The sequence below is a fragment of the Streptococcus milleri genome, assembly GCF_900636525.1.
Taxonomy (GTDB): domain Bacteria; phylum Bacillota; class Bacilli; order Lactobacillales; family Streptococcaceae; genus Streptococcus; species Streptococcus hominis.
Map to the genome: position 1 here is coordinate 861,520 of NZ_LR134288.1, position 22,576 is coordinate 884,095.

The following is a 22,576-nucleotide window of genomic DNA, read 5'->3' on the forward strand; positions in this document are numbered from 1 at the left end:
TTGCAAACGCTTTTGCAATGTATTATAATAGTGACTGTAAGGGACGCCTTACACAGTTACTTAAATCTTGCAGAAGCTACAAAGATAAGGCTTCATGCCGAAATCAACACCCTGTCTATGACGGGGTGTTTTCGTGTTGTAAAGGAGTTTTTATGACGTGGAGAATTGTACATATCTGTCAAAGTGAAAAGATGAGACTAAAATTAGACAATTTGTTAATAAAGAAAATGGGGGAAGAGTATACAATCCCTTTAAGCGATATTTCAATCATAGTAGCTGAAGGTGGTGATACTGTCGTTACTCTTCGGTTGTTGAGTGCTTTAAGTAAGTATAATATCGCCTTAATTGTATGTGACAATGAACACTTACCAACGGGAATTTATCATTCTCAAAATGGGCATTTTCGGGCCTATAAACGACTGCAAGAACAGTTGCTCTGGTCTCAGGAACAAAAAGATAAGCTCTGGCAACTTGTTACCTATTTTAAAATCAATAATCAGCAGGATGTTTTGGCAATGTTTGAAAAGAATCTTGATTGTATCCAATTGTTAGCGGATTATAAGGATCATATTGAACTAGGAGATAAGACAAATCGAGAAGGACATGCCGCTAAGGTCTATTTCAATGAATTATTTGGCAAGAAGTTTATCCGTGTAACTCAGCGAGAATCAGATGTCATTAATGCGGGGTTGAATTACGGATACGCCATTATGCGAGCACAGATGGCAAGAATCGTTGCTGGATATGGACTAAATGCTTTAATTGGAATTTTTCATAAAAATGAATACAACCAGTTCAATCTGGTGGATGATTTAATGGAACCTTTCCGCCAAATTATTGATGTTTGGGTTTATGAACATTTGAGAGATGAAGAATATTTAAAATATGAATTCCGCTTGGCTTTAACAAATCTACTGAACGCAAAAATTAAATATGGCAAAGAAACCTGCTCGGTCACAGTTGCAATGGACAAATATGTAAAAGGTTTTATCAAATGTATTGCTGATAAGGATACAACAAAGTTTTACTGTCCAATAGTTTCTAGTTTGGAATGGAGTATGTAATGAGGTATGAAGCGATGAGATTATTATGTTTCTTTGACTTGCCAATGGAAACCAATCAGGAAAAACGAACCTATCGTAATTTTCGCAAAGAATTGATTGCCAATGGGTTTGAAATGCTGCAGTTTTCTGTATATTATCGAACTTGCTCAAACAGAAGTTTTGCCAGTAAATTTTATAAAAAGCTGAAACAAAGCAATTTACCAAGTGGCAATGTCCGTTTACTAGCTGTTACAGAAAAGCAATTTTCAGAAATGGTCTTGATTATCGGAGGGAAGACCAAGCAAGAAGAAGTAATAAGTGATAATAAGCTGGTGATTATATGAAAATGAATTTTACACATCCTTATAGAGAGAATTTATCTATTAATTTTGGCCCGTTTACTCAAATAGTGGGAGATAATCAGCAATTAAAATACTATATATGGCAGCTCTTAATTTGGTATTTCAACGGTAAAAAGTATAATGTAGAAGACTTGAACCTTTTTGGACAAATGGAACCAGAAATTACCGAAGAGAATACGATTTTTAAAAGAACAGATTACAAGATTATTTCTATTTCAGATATCCAAGATTTAATCGAGCAAATGGCTTATAAAAAAGGGACTGTAGCGTTTGATTTTTTGAAGTCAAAACTAGATAATCTTGAAATAATGGAACAGATAGATTATATCAATGATAAGCTGGATCAAATTTCAATGATTGTAAATAAACGTTTGAATTTTCAAATTGAAGATATACATTACCATACAGAAAGTCAGTATTTTACAACTGAGCAGCTGATTCTTAAGAATTTTTTACCTTATTTTGGGTTCAAAGATAAGAATATATCGTTTGAATTTGTCGAAAATGAAACGAAATTTATTATTTTTATGCAAATGCTAGAACAGTTGATTCAAGGCCAGACCAATCGTATTTTGCTCGTCCTTAGAAATATGGACGATTACTTAAGTTATTCCTCATTTGTAAAATGTTGTGAGCAATTACAGAGAATGGCCAACAATTACAGTAATTTTAGTGTCATTATTTTCCCGTCAAATGAAGGCTATCTTTATTTGAATCGCGAGAATATGGAATACGTCAATATTGTTTCTGATTTGGTTGAACATTTTTATGAATTTTCTTTTATGTATGAAAGGTTTAGTGGTCAATATCCTACTAACGACGTACCTACAGAAGATGATTTCATCGTCTCTTTGCAAAAGATTTCACCATATTTATTTAGTAAAGACGTGACACATATGAGTTTATCTATTCAAGATATAGTAACCTTGAAAATTATGAACAGTTTATACCATTATAACAAGAAAATTCATTTTGCTTATAATCCACCTACTCAATTATTAATTAATTTTTTAAAAAATTAAGATTGACAAGCTCATCAAAGGACTTTATAATCAATGTAAGGGTACAAAAATCAAAAAATTTTTTAATTTGAGGTTTTTGTACTCTCAAGATTTAAGTAACTGTACAACTTGCTAAGTCGCTTGATAGCTGGTTGATGAGTTTTTGTACTCTCAAGATTTAAGTAACTGTACAACTTTCTATTTGTTTCATGGCTTCACTAGCCCGTTTTTGTACTCTCAAGATTTAAGTAACTGTACAACGCCTCAATCCACGGATAGAGGTTGAAATGGGTTTTTGTACTCTCAAGATTTAAGTAACTGTACAACAAACTTTTTGGGTGAATTTCGGGTGATAAAGTTTTTGTACTCTCAAGATTTAAGTAACTGTACAACCTTTTGACCAAGACTTATCGATCTCTTTCTGTTTTTGTACTCTCAAGATTTAAGTAACTGTACAACCTATTTTAATTAACAACGGTGACTTATCTCGTTTTTGTACTCTCAAGATTTAAGTAACTGTACAACCGCGTCCAGGACGCTCAATCAAACCCTGCTGTTTTTGTACTCTCAAGATTTAAGTAACTGTACAACTAATTTTCTTAGGATTTATGCCATATTCTGTTTTTGTACTCTCAAGATTTAAGTAACTGTAAAACTACATTAGGAATTGTTTGATGTAAAAGAATTGTAATCTAATAGTTATCTGAGTAATACATTAGCGGAATTGTAATTTAGGCTGAAATGGTTTATAATGAAAAGTAGCAAGTATATTAGGAGGCCGTCTAATGGAGAGAAAAATTAAAAAATCGGTAGTTGCGACCGGTTTAGCTGCAACCACTATTATTTCAGGCAGTTTATCACATCAAGTAAATGCCGAAGAAGTAAAAACACAATCTACTGAGCCAAAGACATCTGAAAAAATCACCAAACCAGTTACAGAAACAGATGTTCAATCAGCAAAGATGCAAGCCGATGCTGCAAAGGTTCAGACAGATGCTCAGCAAAAAGTTGTAGAGCAAGTTAAAGGGGATGTAAATACTTCAAAGGACGCGGTAGCAGATAGCGAAAAAGCTGTTGCAAATGCTGAGGCAGAAAAGAAAGAAGCAACTCCAGAAGTTATTGAAACCGCAAAAGAAGAAGTGGCGACATCAGAGAAGGCGGTTACAACAGAGGAAAATAAGGTTCAAGAAGCAGAACAGTCTGAAACAAAGGCAAAAGAAGCTGTTAAAAATCAAGAAAATGTTGTTGCAGGGCAACAATCACTTGTTGATGTAGCACAACGTGAATTAGATACAGCAAAAGCTCCGGTCGCAAATGAGCAGCAAGAGCTCAACCAAGCACAAGATTCAGAAAAACAAGCAGAAAAAGATTTAGCAGAAAAGCAAAATAATCTTGCTAAAGTGAAGGAAGAAGTTGCTAATCTTCCTAAAGAAATCAAATCAGCAACTGAACAAGTCAAGCAAAGTGAGCAAAAAGTTGCAGAAAATCAAGCGGCTATTGATCAAAAAGCCGGTGAAGTAGCCCGCGCTGAACAATCAGCTGCTAATAGAAGAAATGTTGATTTGAGTAAAGCAACCTATGGTGAATTTTTGCAACATGCTAAAACAAATGGAGCCAACCAAGCGATTCGTAATGCAGCTGCTGAAGCTCTAACAACTTATGAAAGAGCTAAACGTGAAGACGGCATTACAGTTGGTTCTGACGCAACAAGCCCAGCAACTTTAGAAAATAATTTAAAAGCAATTGAGTTAGTTAGAGCGATCAATGCTTATCGTAGACAAGCTGGATTAAAAGAATTATTGATTGATCCTTACAAAAATCCAGCCAGCCAAGTCCAAACTCTTTATTTTGAAAGAGAAAATTGGCATATGGGTAAATATTTGAGAAATGAAAATGTGGCGATTAGTTTTACTCCAAAAGGAGCCGTTGACTTCTGGCATAAGGAAAAATCTATCTATATGGCTGAGGCAGCTAAGTATGGCTTAACAACCAATGAGCGAGACATTGATTCTAATCAAATTTATACCACCTTACGTAATCGTGGTCAACTTGCTTTCTTCTATAGAGTTGGTCACTATCTTCAAATGATGGATAAAAACTTTAATACCATTTCAGCTGCATATGATCAAGTTCCAAATCAATACAGCAATGTATATGGAACATCTGAAGTTGGATTTTATAACGATCATAACTTTAATGCGCGTGTTAATAATGGCACTCTTCTTAGCGCAGACGCGTATGAGCAAGCAATCCGTAATTTTGCTGGTGCTGCACAAGCTGCAAATGCACAAGCAACGGCAGCGAGAAAACAATTAGGCGTGTTGCGAGCTCAAAGAATGGGTTATGTATCTACTTTAAATATTCAAAAAGCAAAATTAGCAGAGCTTCAAAAGTTGGCTGCGAATCGTTCAGGAGCCCTTGCTACTGCGAATGCTGGAGTGATTACAGCTGAAGCAGCTTTGAAAAAAACAAAGCAAAATGTCGTGGTAAAACAAGCAGCTTTGGAGCGCGCTACTGCAGCTATTGCGTCCAAGTTAGCACCAAAACAAGTAGCTTTAGAAAAAGCTCAAAAAGTGCTAGATAGTGCTAAAAATAAATTAGCAGAACTAAAGAAAGCTTTAATTACAGCGGAGTTAAATGTTGCCAAGGCAAAAGATGCTTTGCAAACTAGTAAAGCCCAGCTAAAAGAAGCACAAGATAACTTGGAAAAATTACAAAACGCACCACAAGCACTTGAAGCAGCTCAAAAGGCTCTTCAAGCTGCACAAGCTGACTATACCTCTAAGGTTAAAACGTTAAAAGATGAAGAAGCAAAACTAGAGATTTCTCGTTCAATTTATACCAAGTTACAAGAAAACTATGAGCAATTGAGAAGTCAACTTCCTCAGAAGGCTCAAAAAGAAACAGATGGAGAAGTACAAAAGTTACACTTATCCAGAACTTACCAACCAAAACCATTGTTAGTTAGACAACAAAATACTGGCCAAAAAGCTTTGCCTGCTACAGGTACTAAAGCAGATCAGGTTGCTGCATTAGGATTGCTACTTGGTTTAGGAACTCTAGCTAGTGCTCGCCGTCGTAAAAGAAATAACGAAGATTAAATAATTGAAGATTTTAGAAAAAATCTAATCTTTCTTCCCAAAGGCAAACAACTCTGTTTTCGAGTGTTTGTCTTTTTGATTGAGATAATTAAAATCAACAGTGAAGAAATGATAATAAAATAGAATTTAAATAGAATGTAACTTCTGCCTGATAGATATTTAAAGTATCTATCATTTTGAAAATCAGCACAAAAATAGTATAATAAACTGTATTCTCTTAACGAAACGAATAAAACTAAAGGAGTTTTCTATGCAAGTCATCAAACGTAATGGAGAAATTACTGATTTTAATCCAGATAAAATTTATCAAGCTATTTTGAAAGCAGCACAAACGGTTTATGTCTTGACAGACGATCTACGTCAAAATTTAGCGCTTGTAACTAAAAAAGTAGTGTTAGATCTAGAGGAAGCTGGTGTTGATCGAGCTACTATCAGTATGATCCAATCTATGGTAGAAAATCGCCTGTTAGGTGCTGGTTATATCACCATTGCCGAGCATTATATTTCCTACCGCTTGCAACGAGATTTGGAGCGCAATGGTTATGGCGATCATATTGCAGTCCATTTACATTTTGAACAAATTCGATAAATTTGCAGTCTAGATTACAGGATGAAGTATAGCTGTCAGATTTTTTGAAAAATTTGCTAAAAATCAACTTCCTTTTAAGTTAATAATAATGCTTGTTCTAGAAAAGTTTACACATTCCCTTAATTTCTGGGACTTGACAAGTGTATTTTAATATGATAAAATTTAAAAGATTTTAAGCTTGAAGGGAGTGAAAAAAATGTCAAAAACAGTAGTACGTAAAAATGAATCCCTTGACGATGCTCTTCGTCGTTTCAAACGTGCGGTTACTAAAGCTGGTACTCTTCAAGAAACACGCAAACGTGAATTCTATGAAAAACCTTCTGTAAAACGGAAACGTAAATCAGAAGCAGCTCGTAAACGTAAAAAATTCTAATTGAGCAAAATGACAGACTTCGGTCTGTTTTTTGTTTCTATTTAGATAAAATTGAACTTGTACTCAATAAAAATCATTAGTTTTAGCAGGTTTACCGTATGGACGTTATCTGCCATCTCAAAACTCCACCGCAAGTTTAATAGAAGTAGCAGCTAGAGGGGCAGGTTAAGGCAAACAGATTATCAAGAAACCGTGAGAGTAAACAAAAACACTGATTTTCATCAGTGAATTTTTTTCATAATTATTTGCTTTCGAGCAATGCTTTGATTTCTTGAAGAACTTCTAATTCAGTTGGTCCTGCAGCTTCTTCAGCAGTGTCTTCTTCTTTTTTAGTAAGACTTTGCGCTTTTTCAACAGACTTGACGATGAAGAAGAGAACTGTTCCGATGACGAGGAAATTGATAACAGCGCTTAAGAAACTACCGTATGCAATCCCATTCCATTTTAAACCAGCAATTTGTTCTACACCAGCAGCTTTTAAAGCTGGATTGAGAAAGAGTGGAGTAATAACATCTCCAATAAGCGAAGTCACAATAGCTCCAAAAGCATTGGCAATGATAACACCGACTGCTAAATCAATTACATTGCCGCGAAGCAAAAACTCTTTAAGCTCCTTTAACATTTTCTTTTTCCTTTTAAAATACTAAAACATATTATATCTTAAAAAAGGGAAAAGTTCAATAAAATATCTAAAAAGCATAGTGAATATTTTACTTTTTGACAAATTTGTTATAAAATGTAAGTTGTTATTCTATGATAAATTGGGGGTATTGTCTATTGATTGATAAAGAAATCATTTCTGATATTAAAAATAGCGTCAATATCGTCGAAATCATAGGAGAAGTCGTTGCTCTAACGAAAGCTGGAAGGAATTACCTAGGGCTTTGTCCTTTTCATGGTGAAAAAACTCCGTCATTCAACGTGGTAGAAGAAAAGCAATTTTATCACTGTTTTGGCTGTGGGAAGTCAGGCGATGTCTTTAAATTTATTGAAGATTATCGCGGTGTTTCTTTTATGGACGCTGTACAAATTATTGCCGATCGTGCAGGGTTTCCATTAGAAATAGAGCATAGTAGAAAAGAGCAGTCAACACATACACATCCTCATCAAGCACTTTATGACATTCATGCGGAAGCTGCAAGGTTTTACCATGCAGTATTGATGACAACAAAGATAGGAGAAGAAGCACGTTCTTATCTTTATGAACGTGGCTTAACAGATGAGGTTATCAAGCATTTTCAAATTGGTTTAGCGCCCAATGAAAATAACTATCTTTATAAAAGTGTTAGTGGAAAGTTTGATGAGCAAGTCATTATGAATTCTGGTTTGTTCAACTTAGCTGATAACAATTTGGTTTATGACGCCTTTCAAAATCGGATTATGTTTCCATTGACAAATGATAAAGGACAAGTCATTGCTTTTTCAGGTCGTATTTGGCAACCAAGCGATATAGAGCAGAAAGTCGCGAAGTATAAAAATAGTCGCAGTACACCGATTTTCAATAAAAGCTATGAGTTGTATCATCTGGACAAGGCCAAAGCGACTATCAAGAAAAGTCACGAAATTTACTTAATGGAAGGCTTTATGGATGTTATAGCCACTTATCGTGCTGGAATTGAAAATGCTGTAGCATCTATGGGGACAGCATTGACGCATGAGCATGTGGAGCATCTTCGTAAGTTCGCAAAGAAAATTATTTTAACGTACGATGGTGACAAAGCAGGACAAGCAGCGACAGCAAAAGCTCTGAATGAATTGCATAATTTATCAGTTGAAATTGTCAGGATTCCTGATAATATGGATCCGGATGAATTTATCAAAAAAAATTCTGCTGATGATTTACAAAATTTACTGACTAAAACACGAATTAGTGATATAGAGTTTCTTTTGAACTATCTGAAGCCAGATAATATCGAAAACTTGCAAGCTCAAATTGAATTTGTTGAACAAATGTCTCCGCTGATTGCACAGGTTCAATCAATCACTGCACAAAATTCCTATATTTATATGTTAGCTGAATTGTTACCTGATTTTGACTACCAGCAGGTGGAGCAAACTGTTAATAATCATCGTTTGGTAAATAGAAGAGAGCAACAACAGCAATCGCATCAACAAGTGTCAAGACTTGACATTCCGGTAACACGGCAAGTATCACGGCTAATTAAGGCAGAGAGTCATCTTCTGCAGCGGATGATTGATAATCCTGTAATTTTAAATGATTATCGTTTGAGGAAAGATTTTCATTTCGCAACAGTAGAATTGCAGACTTTGTACGATATTTTAAAAACAAATGGCGAGGTAACGCCACAAGATTTGTCTGAGCAAAATGATTCGGTACAGCAAGCTTGGTATCGGGTCTTAGAAGAAAATCTACCAGAGGAAGTTTCTGAGCAGGAACTGATTGAAGTGGAGCAAACGCGAGATAAGGAATTGCTTCGCAAAGAAAATCAATTGATTGGTAAAAAAGTCCGTGAAGCATCTCATAGTGGGGATGCAGATACGGCATTAGAAGAGCTAGAGCGATTTATTGCTCAAAAAAGGAGAATGGAGTAGGAATGGCTACAAAACAAAAAGAAGTAACAACTTTTGATGTTCAAGTTGCAGAATTTATTCGCAACCATAAAAAAACTGGTACAGCAACCGATGATGAAATCAATGATCAGCTAGTCATTCCATTTACTTTGGAAGCTGATGGCATTGAAGATCTTCTTCAACGGATTCAGGACGCAGGGATTGCTATTACGGATAAAGAGGGCAACCCAAGTGAACGGGTTTTAAATACAGAGGAAGAAGAAGCTGAATTAACAGATGAGGAGTTGCTTGGTAGCAATTCTGCTAAAGTGAACGATCCTGTCCGTATGTACTTAAAGGAAATTGGTGTTGTTCCGCTGTTGACTAATGAAGAAGAGCAAGAATTAGCTGTTCTTGTGGAGCAAGGCGACTTAGAAGCGAAACAACGTTTGGCAGAAGCTAATTTGCGGTTGGTTGTCTCTATTGCTAAGCGCTATGTTGGACGCGGCATGCAGTTTCTTGACTTGATTCAAGAAGGCAATATGGGATTGATGAAAGCCGTTGACAAGTTTGACTATACCAAAGGTTTCAAATTTTCGACCTATGCCACTTGGTGGATTCGTCAAGCGATTACTCGTGCGATTGCTGACCAAGCGCGTACGATTCGGATTCCGGTTCACATGGTTGAGACAATCAATAAATTAGTGCGGGAGCAACGAAATCTTTTGCAAGAATTGGGACAAGATCCAACGCCAGAACAAATTGCTGAGCGCATGGATATGACACCAGATAAAGTTCGTGAAATTTTGAAGATTGCCCAGGAGCCGGTCTCTCTTGAAACTCCAATTGGAGAAGAAGATGATAGTCATCTTGGCGATTTCATTGAGGATGAAGTGATTGAAAATCCAGTTGATTACACAACACGTATTGTCCTACGTGAGCAATTAGACGAGGTTCTTGATACATTAACAGACCGTGAAGAAAATGTACTACGTTTGCGTTTCGGTCTAGATGATGGTAAAATGCGTACGCTGGAAGATGTTGGAAAAGTCTTTAACGTGACTCGTGAACGGATTCGACAAATTGAGGCCAAAGCCCTACGCAAATTGCGTCATCCAAGTCGTAGCAAGCCACTTCGTGACTTTATTGAAGATTAGTAGACAAAAGGAGGCACCATGGCATACACAAACGAACAAATTGATGATATTAAAAATCGTATCTTGGAAAGTTTGGAACAAGTTATTGACCCTGAATTAGGAATTGATATTGTAAATCTTGGTTTGATTTATGAAATTCGGTTCAATGGTGAAAATGGTGAGACGCAGATTGATATGACCTTAACAACAATGGGATGCCCGCTGGCTGACTTATTAACTGATCAGATTCATGATGCGATGTCAGATGTACCTGAAGTGAGCAAAGTAGAAGTGAGACTGGTGTGGTATCCAGCATGGACTGTGGATAAAATGAGTCGCTACGCACGCATCGCCCTAGGGATTAAATAAGAATATAGCAGCATGACTTGATTATGCTGCCTTTGTTTTGCTCAAACATTCAGAATTTGTGAAATATTTTAACTTTATGCTTTATATTACTTGAAGTATTGTAAGAATCTGTTATAATGGTTGAACATACTGAATTTTAGAAAAGGGAGAGAAGATGATTAAAAAAGGAGCACTGACGGGATTACTCTTGTTTGGAATATTTTTCGGCGCAGGGAATTTAATCTTTCCGCCAACTTTAGGAGCTTTGTCTGGCGAACACTTCTGGTCAGCGATTGCAGGATTTGTGCTTTCAGGAGTTGGAATTGCTATTTTAACATTGATTATCGGTACTTTAAATCCCAAAGGCTATGTTTATGAAATTTCTAAAAAGATTTCTCCTTGGTTTGCGACCAGTTACTTGGTGGTTCTGTATCTAGCGATTGGTCCATTTTTTGCCATTCCTCGGACGGCAACGACTTCTTATGAAGTTGGGATTGCACCATTGCTTTCGAGTAATATGACTGGATTAGGACTTATTATTTTTACAATCTTGTATTTTGTGGCTGCTTACTTGATTTCATTAAATCCTTCCAAAATTTTGGATTGGATTGGTCGGATTTTGACTCCTGTGTTTGCCATTTTGATTGTCATTCTAGTCATTTTAGGGGCGATAAAATATGGAGCAGCTGCACCGCAAGATGCTAGCACGGAATACGCAAAAGCAGCTTTTGGAACTGGCTTTCTTGAAGGGTATAATACGCTTGATGCACTTGCCTCTGTTGCTTTTAGCGTTATCGCTGTGCAAACATTGAACCAACTCGGCTTTGCTAATAAAAAAGAATATATCTCAACGATTTGGATTGTTGGAACTGTTGTTGCATTGGGATTTAGTGCGCTTTATATTGGATTAGGATTTCTTGGAAATCATTTCCCAATTCCGGCTGATGTAATGGCGTCTGATGCCAATAAAGGAGTTTATGTCTTATCTCAAGCTACACAAGCTATTTTTGGTCCGACAGCACAGATTTTCCTTGCAGCCATGGTAACAGTGACCTGCTTCACAACTACGGTTGGTTTGATTGTCTCAACATCAGAATTTTTCAATAAAATCTTTCCTAAAATCAGCTACAAAACTTATGCAACTGTCTTTACATTGATTGGATTTGCAATTGCAAATCTTGGTTTAGGAGCAATCATTCAGTATTCAGTTCCTGTCTTGCAAATTTTGTATCCGATTACCATTGCGATTGTAATGATTGTGATTGTCAATAAGTTTGTTGCCTTATCTAAGATTGGAATGCAGCTAACGGTCGCAGTTGTAACAATTATTGCCTTTGCGAATATTATTGGCTCGCAATTTAAATTGACTAGTGTGAGTAATTTAATCAATGCTTTGCCATTTGCGCAAGCTTCAATTCCTTGGCTGGTACCGACGATTGTCGGGATTGTGTTATCTTTGTTTTTGCCAAATAAACAAAAAAGTGACACATTTGAAATGGAATAATTAAAAATATCTATCACGAAAAGTGATAGTTTTTTTATGACCATATCAAATTCAAGTTTTTACAAATCGTATCCTCTATTTTTAGATAGTGAACCAGTGTATACTTTTCTTAGAAAGAAAATGAGGAGGAAAAGATAATGATATCTATTGTGTTTTTGATTTCTGTATTTCTAGCGGGAATTTTATCATTTTTCTCGCCTTGTATATTGCCATTGCTTCCTGTATATGTTGGTATTTTATTGGATACAGATGAACCAAGAACAATCACTATTTTTGGAAAGAAGATTGCTTGGTACGGAATTATAAAAACACTATTTTTCATTGCAGGATTGTCCGTAGTCTTTTTAATTCTTGGATATGGCGCTGGCTTTTTGGGAAAAGTTCTCTATACAGAGTGGTTCCGCTATGTATTAGGAGCAATTGTTATTTTGCTCGGTGTTCATCAAATGGAACTGATCAATTTTAAGCTACTACAACGACAGAAAAGTGTTCAATTAAAAAAAGATAAAAATAGAAATGATTTTTACAATGCTTTCTTGCTAGGTGTGACCTTTAGCTTTGGTTGGACACCTTGTGTAGGTCCTGTTTTGAGTTCTGTTCTCGCAATTGCAGCTTCTGGTGGTAATGGAGCAGTACAAGGTGGCTTCCTCATGTTAGTTTATACCCTTGGTCTTGCTATCCCATTTCTCATTTTGGCGCTTGCCTCTTCTATTGTTTTACGCCATTTTGGGAAAATAAAACCTTATATGGGACTACTAAAGAAAATTGGCGGGTTACTTATCATCTTGATGGGAATTTTACTTATGCTGGGAAATCTTAATGTTCTAGCTTCAATATTTGGTGGATAAAAGGAGGAATCTCATGAAAAAAACAATGTTAGTCATCACAGGTCTTGTTTGTGTTGCTCTGTTGGGTGCCTGTGGAAATCAAAAATCAGCTAGTGGAACTAAGTCTGGACACGGACAATTTACAAATAAAACGACAGCTACAAAGTTGAATCAAGACGAAGCAGCTCCTGATTTTGAACTAAAAGGAGTTGACGGGAAAACTTATAAATTGTCAGATTTCAAAGGAAAGAAAGTTTATCTCAAATTTTGGGCATCTTGGTGTTCTATCTGCTTATCTACATTAAAGGATACTGATGAGTTAGCTAAAAATGCTGGGAAAGACTATGTAGTTTTGACGGTTGTTTCACCGGGGCATGTTGGTGAAAAATCTGAAGCAGATTTTAAAAACTGGTATGAGAAATTAAATTATAAACATTTACCTGTTTTACTAGATCCTAGTGGTAAACTATTGGAACAATATGGTGTTCGTTCCTATCCGACAGCTGCATTTATTGGAAGCGATGGAAAATTGGTAAAAACTCGTCCTGGACTTATTAAAAAAGCAGAAATTGAATCAACTCTTAAAAGCATTAAATAGGAGGGGAGGATGATGGATCATAAAATGAAATGGTTATTATTTGGTGGAGCAGTCCTGCTGGTTTTAGGTTTATTTGTGCTGGGAAGTCGCATGATGCCAACCCTTAAAAATCAATCTGCTATTAATCAGATTAAAGAAGCAGCTGTTAGCCAGGCTGAACCGGTCAAGCAAAAGAAAGCGGACTTGAAAAATGCAAATTTAAAGCATATCTATTTGGCAGGAGGTTGCTTCTGGGGGGTAGAAGAATATTTTTCGCGTGTAGATGGTGTGGTTGACGCAGTCTCTGGTTATGCTAATGGCACTAGCGAAACCACGAAATACGAACTAATCTCGCAGACAAAACATGCAGAAACGGTTCATGTAACCTATGATGCCAATAAAATCTCTTTAAGAGAAATCTTGCTACATTACTTTAGAATTATCGATCCAACCAGCAAAAATAAGCAAGGCAATGATCGTGGAGTGCAATATCGTACAGGCGTGTATTATAAAGATCAGGCTGATGTAGAAACGATTAACAAAGTCTTTGACGAGCAGAAAGAAAAATTTAAAGAGCCATTGGCGGTCGAAAAACAACCATTAAAACATTTTATTAAGGCTGAAGAGTACCACCAAGATTATTTAAAGAAAAATCCAAATGGGTATTGCCATATCAATGTTAAGCAGGCTTCTTATCCAGTTATTGATGCTTCCAAATATAAAAAGCCTAGTGATGCAGAGATTAAAAAGAAACTATCCGATGAGGAATATGCTGTAACACAAAAAAATGATACTGAGCGTGCTTTTTCAAATCGTTATTGGGATAAATTTGATGCAGGAATCTATGTCGATGTTGTAACAGGTGAGCCATTATTCTCATCAAAAGATAAATTTGAATCAGGTTGTGGTTGGCCTAGCTTCACGCGTCCGATTAGCCCGGATGTCGCAAACTATAAAGAAGACCATAGCTTTAATATGACACGGACGGAAGTTAGAAGCCGTATTGGAAATTCACATCTTGGTCATGTCTTTACGGACGGACCAAAAGATAAGGGCGGACTTCGCTACTGTATTAACAGTTTAGCCATTCGTTTCATTCCGAAAGACCAAATGGAAAGTAAAGGTTATGGATATTTATTAGACTATGTGTAACAGCAATTTTCACAGAAATTTGCTATAATGAGTTTAATAAATAATAGGGGTGCGCTAGTGTATTCAATTATGATTGTAGAAGATGAATACCTTGTTCGGCAAGGTATTTCGTCTTTAGTAGATTTTGAAACATTTGATATGGAAGTCATGGATGAGGCTGAAAATGGCTTGGATGCTTGGGAAAAGATACAGCTTGCACAGCCCGATATTGTCTTGACAGATATCAATATGCCACATATAAGCGGGATTAAACTAGCTCAATTGGTCAAAGAACAATATCCTTCTGTTCATATTATCTTTTTAACGGGTTATGACGACTTTGACTACGCTTTGTCAGCAGTAAAATTAGGTGCTGATGATTATTTACTAAAGCCGTTTTCGCGGGAAGATGTGGAAACGATGTTGTTGAAAGTCAAAGAGAAATTGGACAAGGAGCGAAAGCAGCAGCAAGTTCATGAACTGGTTGAGCAAGCAGAATTTTCTGATTTAGAACAAGCAATTCATGATCGTTTGACCGATACAGAATTGTCTCTTAAATCACTTGCTTTTCAGTTAGGGTTTAGTCCGTCTTATTTGAGTGTTCTCATCAAAAAAGAGCTGGGCTTGCCATTTCAGGATTACTTAATTCAAGAACGGATGAAGAAAGCAAAATTACTGCTTTTGACAACTGACTTGAAGGTTTATGAAATTGCAGAGCAGGTCGGCTTTGAAGATATGAACTATTTTTCTCAACGCTTCAAACAAGTCGTTGGAGTGACACCGCGGCAATTTAAACGAGGAGAAGGGAAATGAAACGTTATTCGCTTCTGATTCAGTTAGTGATTTATGTTTTTATCATGATATTAGCTCTTTTGGGAATTGTCGGTGGGATTTATTATCAGACTAGTTCGGTTGCTATTCGCCAGACAACTGAGCAAAATACACGCAAGACCATTCAGCAAAGTGGTCAGTTTATCACTTCTTATTTACAAAAAGTTAAACAGACAACGAGTAGTTTGGCTGAAAATGAGAAAATAAAGACATACGCACAAACACCAAGCCAAGAAAACGCTGAACAACTTCGGCAATTATTCGCAACGATTTTAAAAACAGATTTGGATTTGGTATCTGCTATTTTGGTAACAAAAGACGGTAATCTCATATCAACAGATCCTGAATTAACCATGAAGACATCCACTGATATGATGAAAGAAAAATGGTATCAGGATGCTATCCATAAAGGTGCTATGCCGATTTTGACACCAGCACGAAGAACCGTCAGCCATACAATTGGTGAAAAATGGGTGATTTCAATCATGCAGGAAGTTGTAGATAAAGACGGTAAAAATTTGGGGGTTGTTCGCTTAGATATTGGATACAAGACGTTGGAAGCTTACTTAGATCAACTGCAGTTAGGAAAAGAAGGATTTACCTTTATCGTCAATGCCAATCATGACTTTGTCTATCATCCTAAAAAAGCAGTTTATTCTTCTAACGCTGAAATGAAAGCGATGGCGCCCTATCTTTCTGTCAAAAATGGCTATGTCAAATCAAAACAAGCTTATGTATCTCAATATCAAATTCCAAATAGTGGTTGGACATTGATTGGGGTTTCTTCAATGGAACAATTGCATGCAGTTCAAACGCAGATTTTGTGGTCTTTTATTGGAACAGGTCTGTTTGCTTTGGGTGTTTGTCTAATAGGGATCTGGTTTGTGCTTCGGCTTTGGATTAAGCCTTTGCGAGATTTGCAAGCAACCATTTTAAAGGTTGGAAGTGGGCATTCAGATTTGAGGGCTAATGAAACCGGCTCTCCTGATTTAGTTGATTTGGCAAGACAATTTAATATTATGTTAGACCGGATTGATCAATTGATGATTGCAGTCAAAGAAGAGGAACAGAATGTCAGAAAATATGAATTGCAGGCGCTTTCCAGCCAAATCAACCCGCATTTTTTGTACAATACGTTGGATACAATTGTATGGATGGCAGAATTTAATGACAGCAAGCGTGTGGTAGAAGTAACAAAATCACTCGCTAAGTATTTCCGTTTAGCTTTGAACCAAGGACATGAACAAATTTCTCTTAAAGATGAAATTGACCATGTGCGTCAGTATCTCTTTATTCAAAAACAGCGCTATGGTGAGAAATCACAATATGAGATTAAAGAGTTGAAGCAATATGATGACTACAAAATTCCGAAGTTGATTTTGCAGCCTTTGGTTGAGAACGCCATTTACCATGGTATCAAAGAAATGAATCGTCAAGGGATGATTCGAGTTAGCGTTTCTGAAAATGACACGCAGCTCATCGTTTCAATTTATGACAATGGTCGTGGCTTTGTCGCCAGCGAAACTACAAATGCTACACTCGTTCGCTTGGGTGGTGTCGGTTTGAAGAATGTTAATCAGCGTTTGCAATTACAATTTGGTAAATCCTATCACATGGAAATTAAATCTGAAGAAAATACTTATACGGAGATTCGTCTCTATTTTCCAAAGGCAAATAAAACCAACTGATGAAAGATTTCAGTTGGTTTTTAATATTTAATTCCCAACACTGGAGAATTTTTTCATGCCGTATTTGAATAAAGCGTAGTTGATAGTAAAAATAACAAGTAGGACTAAAGGAAGTAGCAAACCAATCCAGCTTAGATTTAAAAAATAAAGAGCTGGAAAAAAAGAAGTAAAAGCATAAGGAAATACAAAAATTAGTATCAATTGGATAAAGGTTGGGTAAATTTTGATAGGGTATTGTGCCATTTGATTGAGGGAGAAAATCCCCATTGTGATAGGGAAAGATTCGACAATCCAAAAAGCAAGAGCAGTAGGTCCTAATTGAATAGCGGCATAGAGTAAACCAATACAAATACAGATAAAGACAAAGAGAAGTAGATGAAAAATGTTCCAATGCAGTCCGAGTAAATGATAGGATTGATAAGTTGCAATAGCTCCCATCAGTGTTGTGCCAAAGCCTTGTAGCTGCACGCGTTCACAAATTAGCTGAAAAAGAGGATTGATGGGCATGATAAGCAGGCGTTCAAACTCACCTTTGCGAATATAGCGGCTTCCAAACATCCAAAGATTGTCAAAGAAAATCAGGTGAACTGAACGTCCGATAGTTGCCATTCCATAAATAAATAGCATTTGTCCATAGTTGAATCCGGCAATTTCCTTGATATTTGCAAATAATACATTTAAAAAGATTAAATAAACAATCTGTTCAATCAAGGAAGAGACAAGTCCGATGAAGAAGTCCATTCGGTAAGACATGCTAGCAATCAAGTAAGCTTTGAGGTTATAAAAATAAATGTTGATGTATTTCATCTTCAACCTCCTAAAATGACTAAACGACGTTTAGCTTGATACCAAAGAAAAGCAATGAAAGCTGAAAGTATCGGAATCCAAGCCAATTGAATCCAGAAGAGCTCAAAATTAACCTGTCTTTTCAAAAGGATATTGACCGGAAAATTAACAGCAAAGCTATAAGGTAATAGTTTCAAAATATTTGCAATATTTTCTGGATAAAAACTTAGTGGCAAAAGCGCTCCTGAAGCGAGTGAAAAAAGCCCGTTTCTGAGAATCAAAATTCCCCAAGTATTTGCCGTGAAGAAGGCTGTTAAGCTAAATCCTAAATCTAACAGGAGGATGATAAACATTCCTAATAAACTAGAAAATAGGAAAAGCAATCCTGTCTGCCAATTTGGAAGATAAAACTGTCCTTGAAGCAAAGGGATAACTAATAAAATTGGAATGAATTTAACAATTTCAACAATTTTGACAGCAAAGTCTTGGAAAAAGAGCGAAGTAATGAGGGAATAAGGATAGAGTAGCTCACCAGTAATATTCCCATCTACAATCATCAGAGATAGATCCCGTCCAATACTAAAACTATTTAGATTTCCTAGTAGATTTGCGAAGATAATATAGGTAGTGAACGTTTCTAAAGTATAACCATTAACGTGAGATTGAGTGAAAAAAATAGTTTTCCAAACAAAAATAGAGACAAGAACTTGTATGAAAGTACGAATCAAGGTTGCAACAAAGAAAGATTTATATTGAAGTTGCGTAATAAGAGCTAATCGTGTGATATGGATATATTTACTCATCAAGCCCCTCCTCATAAATTTGTTTGACGATATTTTCAATTGTCAATTCTTTGATAGCTAGGTCTTCGATTGAATAATGATCAAAAATCTGATTAATAACTTGGGCATTAGTATAAATATCCGTCTGATAATGAATATTGAAATGATAAGAGTCAATTTTCTCAAAACGAAAACCATTGATTTGGAACAGCTCTTCTATTGGCGTTTGCGTTTTGAAAGAAATGGTTTTAATTGTTGAAAACTTTTCTCTTAATTGCGTCAGACTTCCGTCATAAACCTTTTTGCCCTTATCAATAATGAAAATTCGTTTGCAGAGCGACTCAATATCCTGCATATCATGAGACGTAATGAGGAAAGTTGTCTGATACTCTTTATTCATAAAGCGAATGAAAGAGCGGATGGTTTCTTTTACACTGGCATCAAGACCGATTGTAGGTTCATCCAAGAAAACAACGGCAGGTTGATGAATGAATATAGCAGCAAATTCGCAGCGAACTCGTTGCCCGAGCGAAAGATTACGAACAGGCTGGTGAATAAAATCTCCTAGCTGCAACAGGTCAATTAATTGCTCCAAGCGTTCCTCAAAAACTTTATCAGGAACGTCATAGATTTTCGCATGCAAAATAAAAGATTCCAGCACAGGAATATCCCAACGTAAATGTGATTTTTGTCCGAACAAAACGCCAATTTGCTTATTGACTGCTGTGCGATGTTTCTGTGGGGTAAGTCCATTAATTTTAACATTGCCTCGATCTGGATAAAGAACACCCGTCAGCATTTTTATAGTCGTGGATTTTCCGCTTCCATTCGAACCAATATAACCAATAATTTCACCTTTTTGGACCGTTAATGAAATATTCTGTACAGCATGAATTTGTTTTTTCTTAGGGCGAAAAAAGGCTTTGATAGAACCTTTAAGACCTAATTCTTTCTCGACAATACTATATGTCTTATATAATTGATTTGCTTCAATCATCATTATCTCCTTGTGGCAGAAAACGTTTGCGTATATTCATTATAACAAGTTCACGAGATCTGCGCAAGTGAATCTTATGGAATGATCTTTTGCACAGAAAAAGGATGAGACAAGATTTCTCAACCTTTTCTTTAGATCAATGACTGGAAGCAGCAGAAGTAGCATCTGCCTCACCCCTACTCTCGCTGTGACTACCTGTATCCGAAGCACCGGAAGTAGCATCAGCTTTAGCCTGTCCTCCTGCAGGAGTGAATGGACCGCTTCCGCCAACTAGCTGCTGACCAGTTGTTTCCAAGTACCATTCCAGCCATGGTCTGAAATTAAAGACAATTTCATTGATACCAGCGTAAGAGCCGTCTGGATAGTACATGGCCTGATAATTGTGTGTATTTAAAACTGGTGAATGCGGATTTGGAATCAGGGTGCGGACGTATTCTTGATTGCCGTTACGCAAGGTTCCGACCACCCACTCTACATTTTTCATTCTGCCAGTCGGAAGTGAATTGTGAACCGTTGATAGGCGGTTTCCTGACTGAGATGGTATACGTTTTGCCAGCATGGTATCAGGGTCTTGATGTGCATTGTTGTAGTAGAGGAATTGATTGTTGTCATCGGCGTAAGTCAGTTCAAAAGGCATGGATTTCAAGAACATATTGATCTGATCCACCGTTAAAATACCGTGGTCTAGTTTTACATAGGTATCTCCTGAGACAGCGCCCACCATGGCAGCGGCTTTTTCAACCCATTCAGGATCATCTGGGTCAATGCCTTGAATCGTTGTTGCGATAGGTTTGGTAACATCTAAATCTTCTGGTTCAATTGGTTTTGGTTTTTTCAATTTTGAAACGACCTCTACATATTTCATAAAATTATCCAAGCAGGTTTCAAGGAATTTGACGGTTCCTTCGTTGGTAATATTTCCCTCATCGTCAAAGGCTTCTTTGGCTTTTCCAAGCAGAAATTCATTTCCGGGAAGAGTATAAGCATTGACACCTGGTGCGTCGAGAATTTTGCGTAAATGGACCTGTGCGCGTGAAGTTCCTTGATCGTAGTAAGAAGCGCCCACAATCATGACAGGCTTGTTTTCAAATGGATGAACTTCAAATGACAGCCACTCAAGCACGCTTTTCAGAGCGGCGGTAATGGTATGGTTGTGCTCAGGTGTTGCGATAATGACTCCGTCTGCACGGGTAATTTTGTTGTATAGGAGGCGAAGCTGGAAAGATTCGTCCCATTTTTCGTCTTGATTAAACATCGGAACTTCATCAATTTCCAAGACTTCCAATTCAAATTTTAGTTTAAAATGTCTTCTGATAAATTCCAGTAATTTACGATTATACGATTGCTCTGCATTTGAGCCTACAATTCCTACAAATTTCATTGCGTCATTCTCCTTTGCTTACAAGTTTTCCCAGTCGAAGTTTTCAGCTTCTTTGTGCAATAATTCCTGCGCACTAGATAGCTTCTCGGTAATTTTCACAAAAAGGCGGAAATCATCAAAGAGTGCATCCAATTTCTGAATGGTTTCAAGGTCAATGAGATTGCCATTTTTATCAAATGCTTGCAGAGAGTGCGACAGCAAAAATTCAGAGCCAGGCATGACGGAAGATTTCAACTCAGGGGCATCCAAAATCTGGCGAAGCTGTAACTGTGCACGAGACGAACCCAAGGTTCCAAAGGAAGCACCTGTAATCATGACCGGTTTATTGAGCAGTGGATAAATGCCGTAAGATAGCCAAGCTAGAGCACTCATGAGCGAAGCTGGGATAGAGTGGTCGTATTCAGGCGTTCCGATAATGACCCCGTCAGCCGCTTCGATCTTTTCAGCAATTTCCGTTACAATAGCTGGAAGTTTTTTGTCTGCGGGTTTATTGAAAATGGGAATGTCTTTGATTTCCACCAGTTCAATTTCTGCTTTATCCGCAAAATGTTTTTGCATATATTGTAATAGTTGGCGATTGGTGGAACGTTTTGAATTTGTACCAACTAAACCGATGAGTTTTAACATAATTATTTCCTTTCCGATATTAAAATAGCAGTTCTGGCTTTAAACCAGAAGAATAGAATAATTGACCATCTTTTGTAATCCCTAACGCTTCAATCTGTTCTTCTTTTTCAACTTGTTCTAGAATAGACGATGGGCTTTCACCAAATAATCGTGTTGTCCAAATTTCACCATCTACAGAGCGATTAGACACAATCGTTAAACTAGCGACATTTGTCTCCACAGGATAGCCTGTCTTACCATCAAGAATATGGTGATAGGTTTGCCCTTGTTTTTCAAGGGTTCGCTCATAAATTCCTGAAGTCACAACGGATTGATTCACGATAGGAAGAATGGCGAGGTTATTTCCGCGTGTTAATTTTGGATGCTGAATCCCAATCCACCAAGGACGCTTGGAAACTTGGTTGATTCCTAGGGTTAATACATTCCCGCCTAGATTGATGAGAGCAGAAGTCACGCCTTTATTTTTTAAGAACTCCATCACTTTATCAGCAATATAGCCTTTTGCAAGTGCTCCAAGGTCAATTTTCATTCCTTCTTTTGCCAAAAAAACACTAGAAGAAGCAGAATCGAGTTTAATAAAAGTAGGTTCTATTAAAGAAAGGCAATATTTGATTTCTTCCGGCTGAGGCACTTTAGCGTTTGAAAAACCAATTCGCCATGTTTGTACAAGTGGTCCGATAGTAATATTTAAGTGACTATTTTGAGCTAAACTATGCTGTTTTCCTAGCTCAATTAGCTCAAACAAATCAGGATGCACCTGAACCCATTGCTTTCCAGCTTGATGATTGATTTTCATCAATTCCGAAGCATCATCATTTGCACTAAAGCGTTTCTCATACAGAAAAAGTAGCTGAATAACTTCGTCAAGTAGCAAACCTGCTTGCGGATGCAGAATTGAAATCGTAATCGTCGTTCCCATTAAGTGAATGGAACGAGAGCTGAAGTCCACTATATCACATCCTTTCTACAAATAAAAAATAC

General features: G+C 36.9%; 21 protein-coding genes, 1 pseudogene and 1 CRISPR repeat array. Of the genes and pseudogenes, 15 read left to right on the plus strand and 7 right to left on the minus strand.

Annotation, left to right across the window (positions count from 1 at the left end):
• Positions 1-152: 152 nt before the first annotated feature.
• The 6 genes from cas1 (at position 153) to rpsU (ending at position 6,469) form a co-directional block, all read left to right on the plus strand.
• The gene (gene cas1, locus EL087_RS04240) at positions 153-1,064 is read left to right on the plus strand and encodes a type II CRISPR-associated endonuclease Cas1 (protein WP_037619531.1); all 912 of its coding nucleotides are present in this window, start codon (positions 153-155) and stop codon (positions 1,062-1,064) included.
• Positions 1,064-1,387, plus strand: a complete 324-nt coding sequence (gene cas2, locus EL087_RS04245; RefSeq protein WP_126407027.1) for a CRISPR-associated endonuclease Cas2 — start codon at positions 1,064-1,066, stop codon at positions 1,385-1,387. The genes cas1 and cas2 overlap by 1 nt, the downstream gene beginning before the upstream one ends.
• Positions 1,384-2,427: a CRISPR-associated protein Csn2-St gene (csn2-St, locus tag EL087_RS04250; RefSeq protein ID WP_126407029.1), complete on the plus strand. Its 1,044-nt coding sequence runs from the start codon at positions 1,384-1,386 to the stop codon at positions 2,425-2,427. Before cas2 ends, csn2-St begins: the two co-directional genes overlap by 4 nt.
• Before the next feature lie 72 nt (positions 2,428-2,499).
• Positions 2,500-3,062: direct repeats of the CRISPR family, unit length 36 nt; unit sequence GTTTTTGTACTCTCAAGATTTAAGTAACTGTACAAC.
• A gap of 129 nt (positions 3,063-3,191) precedes the next feature.
• Positions 3,192-5,507 (plus strand): CAP domain-containing protein, encoded by a 2,316-nt coding sequence (locus tag EL087_RS04255; protein WP_126407031.1) that lies wholly within the window; start codon positions 3,192-3,194, stop codon positions 5,505-5,507.
• A gap of 250 nt (positions 5,508-5,757) precedes the next feature.
• Positions 5,758-6,096 carry an ATP cone domain-containing protein gene (locus EL087_RS04260; protein ID WP_126407033.1) on the plus strand — a complete coding sequence of 113 codons (339 nt, stop codon included), beginning with the start codon at positions 5,758-5,760 and terminating at the stop codon, positions 6,094-6,096.
• A 196-nt stretch (positions 6,097-6,292) separates the two neighbouring features.
• Positions 6,293-6,469, plus strand: coding sequence for a 30S ribosomal protein S21 (rpsU, locus tag EL087_RS04265; protein WP_000048054.1), 177 nt, complete (start codon positions 6,293-6,295; stop codon positions 6,467-6,469).
• A gap of 241 nt (positions 6,470-6,710) precedes the next feature.
• On the opposite strand, the gene mscL is transcribed toward rpsU, so the two are convergent.
• On the minus strand, positions 6,711-7,091 hold the full coding sequence (gene mscL, locus EL087_RS04270) for a large conductance mechanosensitive channel protein MscL (protein ID WP_003042243.1): 381 nt from the start codon (positions 7,089-7,091) through the stop codon (positions 6,711-6,713).
• 155 nt (positions 7,092-7,246) lie between these two features.
• Between mscL and dnaG the strand changes: the two genes are divergently transcribed.
• From dnaG to EL087_RS04315, 9 genes and pseudogenes are all read left to right on the plus strand, one after another.
• Positions 7,247-9,022: a DNA primase gene (gene dnaG, locus EL087_RS04275; RefSeq protein WP_313769826.1), complete on the plus strand. Its 1,776-nt coding sequence runs from the start codon at positions 7,247-7,249 to the stop codon at positions 9,020-9,022.
• 2 nt (positions 9,023-9,024) lie between these two features.
• Positions 9,025-10,137, plus strand: coding sequence for an RNA polymerase sigma factor RpoD (rpoD, locus tag EL087_RS04280; RefSeq protein WP_003042522.1), 1,113 nt, complete (start codon positions 9,025-9,027; stop codon positions 10,135-10,137).
• Positions 10,138-10,155: 18 nt separating this feature from the next.
• A complete protein-coding gene (locus tag EL087_RS04285; protein ID WP_003024629.1) occupies positions 10,156-10,485 on the plus strand; it encodes a metal-sulfur cluster assembly factor in 330 nt (109 codons plus the stop codon).
• Positions 10,486-10,639: 154 nt separating this feature from the next.
• Entirely contained in the window at positions 10,640-11,968 is a 1,329-nt protein-coding gene (brnQ, locus tag EL087_RS04290; RefSeq protein WP_126407037.1) for a branched-chain amino acid transport system II carrier protein, read from the plus strand.
• 137 nt (positions 11,969-12,105) lie between these two features.
• Entirely contained in the window at positions 12,106-12,816 is a 711-nt protein-coding gene (gene ccdA2 / locus EL087_RS04295) for a thiol-disulfide oxidoreductase-associated membrane protein CcdA2 (RefSeq protein ID WP_003024626.1), read from the plus strand.
• 166 nt (positions 12,817-12,982) lie between these two features.
• Positions 12,983-13,393 (plus strand): annotated as a pseudogene (locus EL087_RS04300) (redoxin domain-containing protein); the annotation flags it as partial.
• Between the two features lie 12 nt (positions 13,394-13,405).
• Positions 13,406-14,524 carry a peptide-methionine (R)-S-oxide reductase MsrB gene (gene msrB, locus EL087_RS04305; RefSeq protein WP_126408147.1) on the plus strand — a complete coding sequence of 373 codons (1,119 nt, stop codon included), beginning with the start codon at positions 13,406-13,408 and terminating at the stop codon, positions 14,522-14,524.
• Between the two features lie 57 nt (positions 14,525-14,581).
• The gene (locus tag EL087_RS04310; RefSeq protein ID WP_022525119.1) at positions 14,582-15,316 is read left to right on the plus strand and encodes a response regulator transcription factor; all 735 of its coding nucleotides are present in this window, start codon (positions 14,582-14,584) and stop codon (positions 15,314-15,316) included.
• Positions 15,313-17,022, plus strand: coding sequence for a cache domain-containing sensor histidine kinase (locus tag EL087_RS04315; protein ID WP_126407039.1), 1,710 nt, complete (start codon positions 15,313-15,315; stop codon positions 17,020-17,022). The genes EL087_RS04310 and EL087_RS04315 overlap by 4 nt, the downstream gene beginning before the upstream one ends.
• Positions 17,023-17,049: 27 nt before the next feature.
• Here the strand turns inward: EL087_RS04315 and EL087_RS04320 are convergent, their stop codons facing one another.
• From EL087_RS04320 to EL087_RS04345, 6 genes are all read right to left on the minus strand, one after another.
• Positions 17,050-17,829, minus strand: coding sequence for an ABC transporter permease (locus EL087_RS04320; protein ID WP_059220725.1), 780 nt, complete (start codon positions 17,827-17,829; stop codon positions 17,050-17,052).
• A 2-nt stretch (positions 17,830-17,831) separates the two neighbouring features.
• Positions 17,832-18,611 carry an ABC transporter permease gene (locus tag EL087_RS04325; protein WP_126407041.1) on the minus strand — a complete coding sequence of 260 codons (780 nt, stop codon included), beginning with the start codon at positions 18,609-18,611 and terminating at the stop codon, positions 17,832-17,834.
• Positions 18,604-19,587 carry an ABC transporter ATP-binding protein gene (locus EL087_RS04330; protein ID WP_126407043.1) on the minus strand — a complete coding sequence of 328 codons (984 nt, stop codon included), beginning with the start codon at positions 19,585-19,587 and terminating at the stop codon, positions 18,604-18,606. Before EL087_RS04330 ends, EL087_RS04325 begins: the two co-directional genes overlap by 8 nt.
• A 136-nt stretch (positions 19,588-19,723) precedes the next feature.
• A complete protein-coding gene (locus EL087_RS04335) occupies positions 19,724-20,968 on the minus strand; it encodes an NAD(P)H-dependent oxidoreductase (protein ID WP_126407045.1) in 1,245 nt (414 codons plus the stop codon).
• Between the two features lie 18 nt (positions 20,969-20,986).
• On the minus strand, positions 20,987-21,595 hold the full coding sequence (locus tag EL087_RS04340; RefSeq protein WP_126407047.1) for an NADPH-dependent FMN reductase: 609 nt from the start codon (positions 21,593-21,595) through the stop codon (positions 20,987-20,989).
• A gap of 19 nt (positions 21,596-21,614) precedes the next feature.
• Entirely contained in the window at positions 21,615-22,544 is a 930-nt protein-coding gene (locus tag EL087_RS04345; protein WP_126407049.1) for an FAD:protein FMN transferase, read from the minus strand.
• Positions 22,545-22,576 lie beyond the last annotated feature (32 nt).